Origin of the sequence: Peribacillus sp. FSL E2-0218 (assembly GCF_037992945.1) — a bacterium.
Classification (GTDB): Bacteria; Bacillota; Bacilli; order Bacillales; family DSM-1321; genus Peribacillus; species Peribacillus simplex_B.
Genome location: NZ_CP150304.1, coordinates 1,157,925 through 1,172,289, shown reverse-complemented (window position 1 = coordinate 1,172,289; position 14,365 = coordinate 1,157,925). Strand labels below are relative to the sequence as shown.

Sequence of the window (14,365 nt, the reverse complement as noted above, 5' to 3'; positions counted from 1 at the left end):
AACATAGGTGGTAAAAAAAAAATGGAAACAAAACCATATAGAGTATTACTTTATTATTTATATGTACCTATCGAGAATCACGAAGAATTCGCAGTCGAGCATCTTGCGGCCTGTAAAGCTCTTGAATTAAAAGGCAGGATCCTCGTGGCAACGGAAGGAATCAACGGGACTGTTTCAGGTACGGTTGAACAAACCAATCAATATATGGACATGATGAAAAGCGATTCCCGCTTTGCCGATATCGTGTTTAAAATCGATGAAGCCGATGGCCACGCATTCAAGAAAATGCATGTTCGTCCGCGTAATGAGCTTGTCACCCTCCGCTTGGAAGATGACATTAACCCGAACCGGACGACGGGCCGCTACTTGAGCCCAAAGGAATTTTTCGAGCAAATGCAAGCTGAAGATACGATTGTCCTTGATGCCAGAAATGACTATGAGTTTGATTTAGGCCATTTCAGGGGGGCTATCAAGCCCGATATCACGAATTTCCGTGAACTTCCGGATTGGGTCCGCGAAAATAAACAAATGTTTGAAGGCAAAAAAATCCTGACGTATTGTACAGGCGGCATCCGTTGTGAAAAATTCTCCGGCTGGCTTGTCGAAGAAGGCTTTGAGGATGTCGGTCAGCTGCATGGCGGAATCGCGACATACGGAAAGGACCCTGAAGTCCAAGGTGACCTTTGGGATGGTCAAATGTACGTATTCGATGAAAGAATCGCCGTTCCCATCAATCAAAAAGAACATGTCATCGTCGGACGTGATATTTATTCAGGTGAACCGTGTGAGCGATATGTCAATTGTGCCAATCCTGAATGCAACAAGAAAATCCTTTGCAGTGAAGAAAACGAGCACAAACATATGCGCAGCTGTTCCCACGAATGCCGTGTGCACCCGCGTAACCGCTATATAGTCGAACATGGTCTTTCTGAAGAAGAAGTCGCTGAGAGATTGCAGCGGATCGAAGACGGCCTTGCTGCAAAATGATTCATCGAACCCGAATTTGTGGACATTGGTCCTGATTCGGGTTCTTTTTATGCTGAAACCGACCATTTTCCAGTGAGTTTGCTTTTTGGAATGGGGCGTTTCACTAGTTGGTTTCGCGCCTTAACCGTGAAATTTTTATCCTGCTAGTCCATGCCATTTTGCTCCGAAAATTATTCGCCAAAATCAAACCTATGTTCTCGATCATCTCAACTTATTGGATTCTCTAAAATTTTTTCTCCTTAAATTGTCCCTGCACTTCCTCTTTTACTTCTATATCAATATAGGAAAAACCTTCTTTAAACATAAAAGAAAAAACTGAATAAAAATCAAAAAGCTTCGGAATGGGAACATTCCGAAGCCCTATTGCCTGCACCTTGCTTCAATGATGGTTATTTTTCTTCCGCGCTTACAATTATCCCGCAAGCTTGTCTATCGCCAGCATCTCCCGTTTTCAACGTATCTTCATCAGGGCCTTCTTGTCCATTGGCTTCATAGCGGTCTGGAATATTGGCAAAGTTGTCTGGGTTTGCATGAACGATGACTGCCAGCTCTTCCTTCTTCAATTGGTCGATCGACATGTTATCCAGCGTTGCCGTAAATTTTGCCGTGCCGTCCTCTTTTACAAATAAAGGAGGCATATCGCCCGCATGATGGGAGTGCGTTTCATCAGTTGGATTGAAGTGCCCTCCAGCTGTAGTGAATGGACCATCCTTAGCCTCTGCTTCGCAAATCGCATTTTCATGAATATGAAAGCCGTGGTAGCCTGGTTCAAGCCCTTCCAAAGCTGTCTGGATCAAAACTGCATTCCCTTCTTCGGTAAAATTCACGGTGCCAAGTGTTTTCCCTTCCACATCCTTAACTTCCGCCTTCACCTGTGGATCCGCGTCCGTTTGGGTTCCTTGTCCTATCGTATTCATGTCCTCGACATTTTTGTCACCCTGATTGGAATCATTCGCTGCATTGCAGCCATAAAGTAAAAAGGCAGCACACATGGGCAGCACAAGCTTTCGTTTATAGTTCATGATCATTCCCTCTCTTTCCGTTATCCATCTATCCTAATGTTTTCCACTAATATGGAAGAATAAACAGAAAGAGGGTGAAATGGTAAAATAGATTAAAATGGTGAAGGTAAATGCCTTACTAACTTCTCAGGCAAGACTTGGACATCCTAGGCTGATTGGCTCATCCATCACAAAGGGATGACGCCAAAGGCAATGGCTGCGATGGTCATGACGATGGTTGTCCCAAACGCCCACTTAAACAGGAATTTTTGGTGATCGGAAAAATCCACACCAACAAGGCCAATCAATATGAAGGTTGCAGGCACCAGCGGAGATAATGGGAACCCTGTGGTCGAATGCCCCAGCAAAGCGGCCCTTCCTATTTCTGCAGGTGCAATGCCAAAGTTCGATGCCGTTTCACTGATGATCGGCAAAATGCCAAAATAATAAGCATCAGGTGAAAAAATGAATCCCATCGGCAGGCTTGTAAGCGCCACAACGAGCGGCAGATGTGCCCCTAGCCAATCCGGAATGACTGTTACGATGGTAGCAGCCATCGAGTCCATCATCTTTGTTTCCGTGAATACCCCCGTAAAAATCCCTGCAGCAAAAATGAGTGTGCAAATCAGCACGAAACTATTGGCATGACTTAGTAGTCTTTCCTGCTGTTCTTTCGGATTCGGGAAGTTAACGAATAAAGCAACGGCAAATGCCGAAGCAAATAAAACTTGGATTGGAAGCACTTCCAACACCAACATGACCATCAGTAATATCGTCAACAGCCAGTTAAACCAAAATAACTTGGCTTGTTTTCCGGATCCGGTTTCGACGGCAGCGGCCTGTTCACTCATTCCAGGCGGCAGGTTCGTCTCCAACATACTGACCCCCAACCTCTCCCTTTCCTTTTTACCGAGGATATATGCTGAAAAAAGCGTCCATAATAATCCGCAAATCATGACGGGAATGAGCGGAATGAATAAATCCGATACTTCAACCTGAAGGCTGGCTGCCGCTCTGACCAAGGGTCCTCCCCAAGGTATCATATTCATGACACCCGCTCCTAAGCCGACGACACAGGCCAAGACAAGTCTATTCATCCCCAGTTTCAGATAAAGCGGCAGCATGGCCGAAACGCTGATCATGAAGGTAGAAGAACCGTCTCCATCCAGGCCTACCAATATCGTAATGATGGCCGTTGCCATGACAACTTTTAGCGGATCTCCTTTTACATAGCTCAAGATTTTCCCAATCATGGGCTGAAACAATCCAACGTCAATCATCAAACCAAAATATAATATGGCAAAAACGATCATCACCGCTGTTGGTGCCACCTTTAGTATCCCTGCCACCATCATATCTCCCATCTCGGAGGCAAAACCGCCTATCAAACCAAAGGCGATTGCCGTGAAGATAAAAGCCACGACGACCGATAATCGCTTTGTGATGACCAAGACAAGGAACGTAACAATCATGCAAAACCCCAGAATAGTTAACAATTTAAAACCCCTTCCACCAAATTTTAATTTTCTGAAAAATTAAACATTTTAAAATTATAACATCCGTTCATTCATTACAAAACCTGTTTTTCTGTACAAAAAGCAAAATCATTTAATAAATTAGTTAAATTCTGTATACTATTATTTAGGAACCCGAAGTATTTTCTGAGGAAAGAAGTGTTGAGTGTAAAATGAAACAACATCAAATAGCTAAACGAAACTTGTCCATCATGTGGTTCGCCAACTTCTTCATCGGCGGCAGCATGACGATGGTTCTTCCATTCATCTCTTTATACATTGGTACATTCGGCAATTATTCGACACAATATATCCAGCATTGGTCAGGGTGGACATTCGGAATCACCTTTGTGACTGCTTTTTTATTTTCTCCGGTTTGGGGACGAATTGGCGATCGGTATGGCAGAAAGAAAATCTTGATCGCCTGTGCCTTCGGGATGGGACTGTCCATTTTCTTGATGGGATTCGTTGAAAATGTTTGGCAGCTATTCATTTTAAGGATGTTCACGGGGATATTCACTGGCTTCATTTCAATGTCACAGGCCTTCATTTCGACCCAGACTCCGAAAGAAATTGCTGGCCGCGTACTCGGGACGCTGCAAACGGGGAATATAACTGGCTCGCTTTTCGGTCCATTGCTTGGAGGCATCCTTGCCGACACCGTCGGCTACTCCACTGCCTTTAAGTTCACCTCGATCACCATTTTCATTTCTGGCCTTCTTGTCATTGCAACGAAGGAATACCAAATGGAACGGCAGCAGGGAACAAAATCGAGCTACACAAGCAGGGAGGTTCTCTCTCATATCCTGCGCAACCCAATTCTCGTCAATATCATGCTCATTTCAACACTTGTTCAAGTTGCCCACTTCAGCATCCAGCCGATTCTTTCTTTGTACGTCGGCGAGCTGCACGGGACTTCGAATCTAGGATTTTATTCTGGGATCGCCTTTTCCGCGGCAGGACTGGGAAATCTACTGATGGCGCGTCATTGGGGCAAAATTGGCGACAGGCACGGTCATGTGAAAATCCTTGTGCTGCTACTTTTTCTGACAGCACTCGTTTACTTGCCCGGCGCTTTCATCGATCAGTTTTGGCAGCTCGTTTTTGTCCGATTCCTATTAGGCATAGCCATAGGCGGCATCATCCCGGTAAGGATCGCGTATATCCGCCAGGAAGCGCCCGTATCCATGCAAGGGGAAGTACTCGGATACAATACAAGTCTTCGATTTTTAGGCAATATCATCGGACCTGCAATGGGCGGAATGGTCGCTGGCTTCTATGGATTCTCCGCTGTTTTCATCACGACCAGCACATTGCTCCTTATCGCCGGACTGGTCCTTTATTTCGCGATGCACCGTAACCCAGAGTTGGCCCGTTCCCACTAATGCTTACTATAAGCGCCTGCTTCCCAACTAAAGTGGACTTTATAATGAAAACTACTCCACTTTAAGAAGAGGCTGCCTGTATTTTTCAGGCAGCCTCTTCTTTAGTTTCCACTCCCCTCAATAAAACAGTTCATATAACCTTTCTTCGCGTATCACATCTTTTCTATCGGATCCTTCGTTTGCAAAAATACAGCCGTTTTCTTTGAGTCTGGGCTCCTTACTCTGGGGGTTTGCTGTTTTACTCTCGAATTGGGTGCGCGTCTCGTTTTTTCAGCAGCTTTCTCCTTAAATGGAGAACTTTTTTCGCGACATAGATAGCTTTACTCGCGAGTTTTTTGTATGGTCTACGGGAATTATATTAGGTCAATGCAAAAGTGCAGTGCAATGAGACGGACAAGATTTTTCAAGTAAAAGAAACTTATACATGTAAAATGAATGTGAAGTCCAGTCATTGCAGTGATAAAAACCGCTGAAAATCCTTCAAAGAATCCACTATGCTACTTCGTTTAAATACCATATTCCTATAAAATCAGTTCTCAAGAACCGCTCGAAAGTAGTATAATATACCCAGTATATTATACCCACTTATAAGGAGCTAATCATGTACCCGACTTTCACATTTTATTCAAAAGTACACATCATCAAAAATCAGCGTTATTGCGAATGTGGCATTATCCATAATTATCGACGGTTAGTCGAGAAAAAAGATTTGAAGCGAGTTGTTTTCAAGCCCATGGAGGAAATTACCTGCACTCCTTGTAAAGAGAGGTTCAAGTAGCATGCAGACGTGTCATTGAACAAAGTATTTACTCATCCTTTCATAATCGCTTGTCATTTTATGTTAAAATAATTAAATAGGCAAATTTTATGAAAATAAAAGACGCAAAGCCACGGGCCTAAACCAACGACTTAGTTGTCATGGCAGCCGGGCCGCCAAGATTTATCTTGATTAGATTGTTTAATTATTTATTTCTTGCCCCTTTTTTAATTTGCCTAACATTAAAAAAAAGAGGGTTTTATATGTTTTTTCCAACCATTTATTCAGCTAATACGGATGAGCGGCACATCGTTAAAGACAAAAATACGTGTGCATGCGGCAAAAGATATCATGTTTTTGCCATACTGACCAGAAGCGACCTTCGAAAAATCACGTTCAAACATTATAAGGAAGTGTCATGCCCAATATGCAAGTCCAGCATCAAGCATGAGGAATGATCCCTTATACCCTGACTGTTCCCTTCCTTTCTTACGTTGATGCTGCACCAGATTCAAGTCAGGTGTCAGGAGGGGAATGTTTTTAGGTAAAACCTAACCTACTTGCCATTCAACAAGCTATTTCTATCAATCTTAATACCTTTTATAAGGTGATAGCTTTTCACTTATCTGCATGAAGCACCCCTTGTTTCATCCATACACCCGCTTCAATAACGAACGAGGGATTGTCTCCTCCGTAAACTCCTATCCTTTACCTCCAACGTGATTTGCCCCGCCTCATTAATGATGTCATCCCCCTGATACCACAGGACTTTCAAATCAATTACCATTAGATTGAAAGAGGGTCTCATGCTATAATTTAGAGCGTTAAAAAATAGCAAACATTTGTAAAGTAAAAGGAGCATTTCATGAATATATCTGCATACAAACAAGAATGGTTCGGCAACGTCCGCGGCGATGTTCTTTCGGGTATTGTCGTTGCCTTGGCATTGATCCCGGAGGCCATTGCGTTTTCGATCATTGCTGGTGTTGACCCAATGGTCGGTCTATACGCCTCATTCTGCATTGCCATCGTCATCTCTTTTGTCGGCGGAAGGCCGGGAATGATCTCTGCTGCCACTGGAGCAACGGCACTCGTCATGGTCGACCTTGTGAAAGATCATGGCCTAAACTATTTACTTGCTGCAACGATATTGACTGGTTTGCTGCAAATTATACTCGGTGCCTTTAAAATCGGGAAATTAATGAAATTCATCCCCAAACCAGTCATGACTGGTTTTGTGAATTCTTTAGCCATATTGATTTTCACTGCACAGCTTACCCATTTCGCAGGTGAATCTTGGATCATGTATGTCATGACCGCCGTATCATTAGCGATCATTTATCTTTTTCCGCTGCTTACGAAGGCCATCCCTTCCCCCCTCGTTGCCATCGTATTGATGACGATCGCCGCCATATCCACCGGGGCGACGGTACGTACGGTTGGGGATATGGGGCAATTGACCGAAGCACTCCCCATACTCATGCTTCCGGACGTCCCTTTGACATTCGAGACTTTGGCCATCATTTTTCCTTATTCCATTGCTCTTGCGTTTGTAGGACTTCTCGAATCATTGTTGACGGCCCAAATAGTCGATGAGCTGACAGACACGCCAAGCAATAAAAATCTGGAAGCTAAGGGTCAGGGCATAGGCAATGTCATCGCCGGATGTTTTGGCGGGATGGCGGGATGTGCGATGATCGGGCAATCCGGAATCAACATCAAGTCCGGAGGGAGAGGCAGGCTTTCCACATTTGTGGCAGGCGCCTTCCTTATGGTATTGATTGTCGCATTGAATGGCGTCCTTATAAAAATCCCCATGGCTGCACTCGTTGCTGTCATGATCATGGTTTCCATCGGGACATTTGACTGGTCTTCATTAAAGAGGATCAAGATAGCGCCAAAGACGGATGCAGCCGTGATGATTGTAACAGTCCTCATCGTCCTTTATACACATGATTTGTCGAAAGGGGTTTTTGCCGGGGTGCTCTTGAGCATGATTTTCTTCTCGGCCAAGATATCCAAGGTGACGGTTGAAAAAACGGCAGACATAATCAATAAAAAAATGATTTACGAGATTCGAGGACAAATCTTTTTTGCTTCGGTGCAGGACTTTGTTTCAAAATTCGATGTTAATGATGATGCAGATGCGATCATCATTGATTTTTCCCATTCAAAAATATGGGATGCTTCTGCGGTCGCTGCTGTCGATACGGTTGTCCATAAATATCAGCAACAAGGCATTTCCGTACATGTACAGGGCCTCGATCTGGAAAGCTCCTTATTGCTTGATAAACTTGCCACATCCATTAGTAAAATATCCTGAAGAACGATCTTGCTGGCGAATAGAACCTTTTCAAAACCGACAGAATAAATAACAGGAAATATGTCGATATGGAAGGGAGCGAAAAGCATGACACCCGAGCAGGATTATACGGCTGCCAATCTTTCACCAGATTTATTGGATGAGTTGAAAAGCTTTGAAAGCAAGCTTGGCGAGGAAGCGAATAAAGAATTGATTGTCATCGCCTATGAAAAGGAGAAGGATTCCTTGAATTAAGCAAAAAGACGGAAACATGATCATTCGTAATGTTTCCGTCTTTTTTTGGGTATGGAAAAAGGGTGCTGCTGCACCCTTTTTCACTTACTTATTTACTGAATACATCCGTTAATACAGGCACGATTTGTTTTTTGCGCGAGACTACGCCTTCCAAAACGGCGATGTTATTGTTCAATGTAACGTTATAGGCTTTTTCGACTGCATTCGCTGCTCTTCCAAGAGCTAGGGCTACAGAATCATTTGTCAGGATATCCGTAACGACGAATAGGAATAAATCCAATTCCTTCACTCCGATAACCGCTTCAATCGCCGCTTCCAATTCAGCTTGCTTAGCAAGGACTTCATTCGGATCTACAGCATTGACTTGGGCTATTTCCACTTTTGCCATTCCCATGCTGAATTCTTTTGCATCAAGAGTGATCAGCTGGGCAATCGTCTTGTCGCTTAAATCAGCTCCTGCCTTCAGCATTTCCAATCCATAAGTTTCAGCGTTGACTCCGGCAATGGCAGCCAGCTCCATGGCCGCTGCAACGTCTTGCTCAGTGCAGGTCGGGGACTTGAACAATAAAGAATCGGAAATGATGGCAGATAGCATTAGCCCTGCTACCGCTTTCGGGACTTCGATTCCATTTTCTTTATAAATTTTATTTAAAATAGTTGCCGTACAGCCTACCGGTTCTGCACGGTAATATAAAGGATCGCTTGTTTCAAAGTTAGCGATGCGGTGATGGTCGATAACCTCCAGCACACGGACTTGGTCAATATCCTCAGCACTTTGCTGGCGTTCATTATGATCGACAAGGATCACGGCCTCCGCCTCCCCTGCCACTTTTTCGACAAGACGAGGAGCATCGAATTTGAATTGGTCCAGCGCATATTGAGTTTCGCCATTCACTTCACCCAGACGAACTGGTTCAGCATTGATACCTAATTGCTTTTTCAGATCCGCATAAGCGATTGCGGAACAAATCGTGTCTGTATCCGGGTTTTTATGTCCAAAAACTAATACTTTATCCAAGATTTAAATCCCCTTTTTCATAAATATTTTTCCGTGAATCCCCATATCGCACCAAGGGAATGCCACCTTTACGCTACACTTCATTTTAACACAAAATCCGTTAAATTCAGTGCTTGAATTGCCACTTCCCCAAGAAAATCTTTCATTCGCCTTCCCCCTGCCTTCACTTTGTCAATAGATAAGGGTTGGTTTTTCTCAAATATATTAGTTGAATTATCATCGCATATGGCTTACGATAATATAAGCAGAAATACTAGATATTGATTATTAAAACAATACTGATAACTATATATAGAATTTTTTACAATCCAAGGTGCCAGTGATGGCTGAAAAGGGAATCCGGTGCAAACCCGGAACTGTCCCCGCAACTGTGAATGTGACGAAATGAGGAACCACTGTATGGCTCACTATACGGGAAGGACTCAAAGTAGGATGATCATGAGTCAGGAGACCTGCCTTGAATTTTTCACGTTCTTATTCTTCGGGGATTGAGATGATGAAACGATCGTATAACGGCTATTTTATTCATGGCTCTTTATGCTGTCGTTTGATCCGCTCAACTCGTTGGGCGGTTTTTTTATTACCGGAAGTTTACAAGGAGGATTCTTAATGACTCAAACATATAACTCTACCATAAGCGAAAATGATACTGAAACGAATTCCCTTCAGCTTGAGATGCTGTCGAAGGAATTTGAAGGCCGTCTCGATATGGAGAAATTCAAAAAGCGTTTTACAAAATGGCTTGATCGCAAAAGTGATTCAACCGATGAACAGGCTTCAAAGAAACTGATTCAGCTTGCTCTTGAGAGCGTGGATATCGATGCCCCGGATTGGACATTCGTTGCAGCTAAAGAGCTATTGAATACGATGTACAGGGATGCACAGGCCAATCGAGGTTATCAAGGTTTGAGTTATGGTCCATTCTATGACCTTATCCAGGACCTGTCGCAGCTGCAAGACGGCCAACGATATCCAGTTTATAAATCCGAGCTGCTATCATCTTATACTAAAGCCGAAATCGAAGAACTTGGTTCAGTGATCGACCCTGAAAAGGATAAACTATTTTCCTACATAGGCATCTACCTACTAAACGATCGCTACCTTGCCCGTCCCAAAAAAGACAAAGTGTACGAACTCCCCCAAGAACGCTTCATGATCATCGCGATGGAAATCATGCGTTTGGAAAAAACGGAGCACCGCCTGCAACTTATAAAAGAAGCCTACTGGGCCATGTCCAATCTTTATATGACCGTTGCCACCCCTACACTTTCGAACGCAGGTAAAGCGCATGGACAATTAAGCTCCTGCTTTATCGACGCCATTGAAGATTCCATCGACGGCATCTATCTAGCTAACTACGATGCTGCCAAGGTGTCTAAATTCGGCGGCGGTGTCGGCCTGTATGTCGGGAAGATTCGCTCACTTGGTTCCGATATCCGTGGTTTCTCCGGCAATAGTTCGGGTACGACTCCTTGGATCCGGCTATTTAACCAGACAGCCGTCAGTGTCGATCAATTAGGTCAACGCAAAGGCGCGATTGCGATATACTTGGATGCTTGGCATAAAGATATCATGAGCTTCCTCGATTTGAAGACGCAGAACGGAGATGACAGATTAAAGGCACATGATATTTTCACGGGTGTATGCATTCCCGACTTGTTCATGGAGGCTGTACGCGACAGGAAAGAATGGTATCTTTTTGACCCGCATACCGTCAAGCAAACCCTTGGATTCTCACTTGAAGATCTATATGACGAGAAAAAAGGCGAAGGTAGCTTCAGGAACCATTATGCACTTGCTGTCGAAGCCGCAGAGAATGGTACGCTGCCAAGCTACAGCTTTGAAAAAATCAACGCGTTGGACATCATGAAAAGCATCATGATTTCTCAATTAGAAGAAGGCGTTCCATATATGTTCTACCGCGATGAAGTGAACCGGAAGAACCCGAATAAGCATAAAGGGATGATTTATTGCTCCAACCTTTGCACCGAAATTGCTCAAAACCTTAGCCCAACGACGATCACGGATGAATACGAAACAGAAGATGGCGATGTCGTTGTAGTTCGCAAAAGCGGCGATTTCGTTGTCTGCAACCTATCTTCCATTAACTTGCCTCGTGCAGTGGGCAGCGATGTTTTGGAAAGATTGATCCCCATTCAAGTCAGGATGCTCGATAATGTCATTGATGTGAATAATCTTCCGGTCAAGCAGGCCTCGATTTCGAATAAACGGTACCGGGCAATTGGTTTAGGAACGTTTGGCTGGCATCATCTACTTGCCACAGAAAATTTTTATTGGGAATCCGACGATGCCGTAGACTATGCCGATGCTTTATACGAAAAGATCGCTTACCTGACAATCAAGGCATCCAACGAGTTGGCCAAGGAAAAAGGATCATACCCTTATTTCGAAGGTTCGGATTGGCACACAGGGGAATACTTCGAGCTGCGTGACTATACGGATCGGAAATGGCTCGATTTAAAAGCGAACGTACAAGAGCATGGGACTCGTAATGGCTACTTAATGGCCATTGCCCCTAATTCATCTACTGCCAAAATCGGCAATTCCACTGATGGAATCGATCCATTGTATGAAATAGAATTTTATGAAGAAAAGAAAAACTTCAAATTCAAGGTAACGGCACCTGGTTTGACGCCAAATACGTATGAGTATTATAAAAAGACACGCTTTAATTTGGATCAACTGGAAAGCATCAGGCAAAACGCAGCCCGCCAAAGGCATATTGACCAGGCGATCAGCTTTAATCTATATGTTCACAACACGATCAAAGCGAAAGTCTTATTGGATATTCACTTAACGGCTTGGGAAAGCGGACTGAAATCAACGTATTACGTTCGTTCGACTTCTTCCGAATATGACAATGCGTGTGAAAGCTGTTCCAGTTAATAAAACGATCATGACCAAGCAATCCATTCTTAAAGGAGTTTTTTCGAATGACCAATCATCTAAAAAAAATCCGGATGCTCGAACCTACGCATCCAACTAAAGCGACCGGCGTATTCAAAGGAGAAGCTTCAGGCTTTCTCCTTTGGAACGATATTCAGTATGAAAAATTCTATGATACCTATACACAGCTCATCAATAACTTTTGGAAGCCATCTAGCGTGAACATGATTCAGGATAAAAAACAGTGGGGAGAACTGGATGAAGATATCCAGGATGCCTTCCTTGATATCCTGACGATGATTGCCGGGATGGATAGCCTGCAAACACCTACCTTGGTGGAAATCCTTCGATACATCAAGGACCCGGCAGCAAAGGCAATCCTTGCCAATATGGCTCAGCAGGAATCGATCCATAATGAATCTTATTCGTATATCCTTGCTTCCTTGATCCCAGTAGGCAAGCAAAAACAGCTTTTCGACCGCATTAAAGAACATCCGGAAGTGATAAAGCGAAATCAGCCGATTGTGGATGCCTATCAAACCTTCGTGGACGATCCAAGCCCACAGCACTTATTCGAGGCTTTGATTCATTCAACAAACCTCGAGGGGATTTATTTCTACTTGGCCTTCGCATTTTATTACAATTTAGGACGGCAAAATGTCATGACCGGTTCGGCTACGATGATTTCGTACATCCATCGTGACGAGATGGTTCATTTCGATTTCATCGGAATGCTCATTCAAATCCTGATGTATGAATATCCTGAATTGAATAATGAAGAAAACACGAAATTCATCTACACAACGATCGAAAAAGCCGTCGAACTTGAAAAGGAATGGTCCGAATACATGCTTGAGGACATTCAAACGAAAGCCGACCTCGATTTGGAAGAATTCAATGAGTACATCGAATATATCGCCAACAAACGGCTGCGCATGTTAGGCCTCGACAATCTGTATAAAGAGTATGACGAAAACCCGATGCCATGGATCAAAACCTTCGATGATGAATCGATCGGACTGACCAAAACCGATTTCTTCGAACAAAAATCAAGAACATACAGTCAAGTGAATGCCAGCAATGGGTTCGATGAATTATAGGATTGCCATCGTTTATCATTCTGCAGGCGGCAATACGAAAGCGCTCGCCGAGGCCATCGGTTCTCTATTGCCTGAAGCTGAACTATATCGCATGAGTGAATTCGATTTACGCACTTTGCCGAATTACGATGCGTTGATCGTGGGTACCTATACTTGGGGCAATGGAGAGCTTCCGGCTAAATCGGCTGCCTTTTATGAACAACTGGAGCAACTTCCGATAGCTTCCCTAAAAACAGGGGTCTTTGGGACTGGCGAAACGAACTACAATCATTTTTGTGGAGCGGTCGATCATTTTCGGGACATGTTATTTGCCAAGAGTCAGTTATTGGTCACCTTGAAGATAGAACAAATGTATCAGGATTCAGACTTGTCCAGATTACAAAAGTTTACCTCATTATTTCAAAATTGAACGAAGGGGGATATGCGATCCGTATATCCCCTTTCGTTTGTTTAAACCTGGCACAATTCTGCCACGGTAAGGAAAAGGATGATGTATAATGAAGGAAAAAAGGAGAAATCATGGCCGCTACTATTGCTCAGTTACTGCCCATCGTTTTTATGCTGGTACTTGTCGCATTCGTTATTTTCATCGCATTTTACCTATCCGGGCATTTTAATCGTTCAAAACGGATTGAGGAAAAACTGGATAAAGTTCTAAAGGAAATGTCGAGGAAAAAAGAAGGTTTGAACATGAAGAAGGAAAAAATAAAAAGACTCCATAAGAACGGAGTCTTTTTTTATAGGCGTTCAATTATTTTTGAACGTTAGCTGCTTGTGGTCCACGAGCGCCTTGCTCGATTTCGAAAGAAACTTCTTGGCCTTCTTCAAGAGTTTTGAAGCCTTCGCCTTGGATAGCTGAGAAATGTACGAATACATCGTCTTGGCCTTCAACTTCGATGAAACCGAAACCTTTTTCTGCGTTAAACCATTTTACTTTACCTTGTACCATGATAGTTCCTCCTGTGTTTGGAAAAATCCATTTTATTACTATTTTTGGTTCTGGATAATGTTTCAAGAGGAATCCTATAACGGTAAATCCATCTATCAAACTTATTCCGAACAAAAATAATTACCCATATTATATCATGGAAAATCCTAAAAAAACAAGATTATCACAGTAATTCAAGCGACAAATTATC

Annotated in this window: 12 protein-coding genes and 2 riboswitches; of the genes, 8 read left to right on the top strand and 4 right to left on the bottom strand. The window is 43.4% G+C overall.

Annotation, left to right across the window (positions count from 1 at the left end):
* The first annotated feature begins 21 nt into the window (after positions 1-21).
* On the top strand, positions 22-987 hold the full coding sequence (locus MHI53_RS05580) for a rhodanese-related sulfurtransferase (protein WP_340372966.1): 966 nt from the start codon (positions 22-24) through the stop codon (positions 985-987).
* 389 nt (positions 988-1,376) lie between these two features.
* Here MHI53_RS05580 and MHI53_RS05575 read toward each other — a convergent pair whose 3' ends face one another.
* Together MHI53_RS05575 and MHI53_RS05570 are read right to left on the bottom strand one after the other, a co-directional pair.
* Entirely contained in the window at positions 1,377-2,009 is a 633-nt protein-coding gene (locus tag MHI53_RS05575) for a superoxide dismutase family protein (RefSeq protein ID WP_061143735.1), read from the bottom strand.
* Positions 2,010-2,176: 167 nt separating this feature from the next.
* Entirely contained in the window at positions 2,177-3,484 is a 1,308-nt protein-coding gene (locus MHI53_RS05570) for a citrate:proton symporter (RefSeq protein WP_340372965.1), read from the bottom strand.
* A gap of 191 nt (positions 3,485-3,675) precedes the next feature.
* Between MHI53_RS05570 and MHI53_RS05565 the strand changes: the two genes are divergently transcribed.
* From MHI53_RS05565 to MHI53_RS05555, 3 genes are all read left to right on the top strand, one after another.
* The gene (locus tag MHI53_RS05565; RefSeq protein ID WP_340372964.1) at positions 3,676-4,887 is read left to right on the top strand and encodes an MFS transporter; all 1,212 of its coding nucleotides are present in this window, start codon (positions 3,676-3,678) and stop codon (positions 4,885-4,887) included.
* 847 nt (positions 4,888-5,734) lie between these two features.
* Positions 5,735-5,825, top strand: a riboswitch (cyclic di-GMP riboswitch).
* Between the two features lie 684 nt (positions 5,826-6,509).
* Positions 6,510-7,967, top strand: coding sequence for a SulP family inorganic anion transporter (locus MHI53_RS05560; protein WP_340372963.1), 1,458 nt, complete (start codon positions 6,510-6,512; stop codon positions 7,965-7,967).
* Positions 7,968-8,054: 87 nt separating this feature from the next.
* A complete protein-coding gene (locus MHI53_RS05555; protein ID WP_155645510.1) occupies positions 8,055-8,201 on the top strand; it encodes a hypothetical protein in 147 nt (48 codons plus the stop codon).
* 88 nt (positions 8,202-8,289) lie between these two features.
* On the opposite strand, the gene MHI53_RS05550 is transcribed toward MHI53_RS05555, so the two are convergent.
* Positions 8,290-9,219, bottom strand: a complete 930-nt coding sequence (locus MHI53_RS05550; protein ID WP_061142988.1) for a manganese-dependent inorganic pyrophosphatase — start codon at positions 9,217-9,219, stop codon at positions 8,290-8,292.
* A gap of 294 nt (positions 9,220-9,513) precedes the next feature.
* A riboswitch (cobalamin riboswitch) is annotated at positions 9,514-9,694 on the top strand.
* A 134-nt stretch (positions 9,695-9,828) separates the two neighbouring features.
* Here MHI53_RS05550 and MHI53_RS05545 point away from each other — a divergent pair.
* The 4 genes from MHI53_RS05545 to MHI53_RS05530 all read left to right on the top strand — a co-directional run bounded on the left by MHI53_RS05545 (position 9,829) and on the right by MHI53_RS05530 (position 13,994).
* The gene (locus MHI53_RS05545) at positions 9,829-12,126 is read left to right on the top strand and encodes a ribonucleoside-diphosphate reductase subunit alpha (protein ID WP_340372962.1); all 2,298 of its coding nucleotides are present in this window, start codon (positions 9,829-9,831) and stop codon (positions 12,124-12,126) included.
* 47 nt (positions 12,127-12,173) lie between these two features.
* Positions 12,174-13,226: a ribonucleotide-diphosphate reductase subunit beta gene (locus MHI53_RS05540; protein ID WP_061142989.1), complete on the top strand. Its 1,053-nt coding sequence runs from the start codon at positions 12,174-12,176 to the stop codon at positions 13,224-13,226.
* Entirely contained in the window at positions 13,207-13,635 is a 429-nt protein-coding gene (locus MHI53_RS05535) for a flavodoxin domain-containing protein (RefSeq protein WP_185113102.1), read from the top strand. The genes MHI53_RS05540 and MHI53_RS05535 overlap by 20 nt, the downstream gene beginning before the upstream one ends.
* A gap of 110 nt (positions 13,636-13,745) precedes the next feature.
* Positions 13,746-13,994: a hypothetical protein gene (locus tag MHI53_RS05530; protein WP_061142990.1), complete on the top strand. Its 249-nt coding sequence runs from the start codon at positions 13,746-13,748 to the stop codon at positions 13,992-13,994.
* On the opposite strand, the gene MHI53_RS05525 is transcribed toward MHI53_RS05530, so the two are convergent.
* On the bottom strand, positions 13,978-14,175 hold the full coding sequence (locus tag MHI53_RS05525) for a cold-shock protein (RefSeq protein ID WP_028393295.1): 198 nt from the start codon (positions 14,173-14,175) through the stop codon (positions 13,978-13,980). The genes MHI53_RS05530 and MHI53_RS05525 overlap by 17 nt on opposite strands.
* Positions 14,176-14,365: the final 190 nt, after the last annotated feature.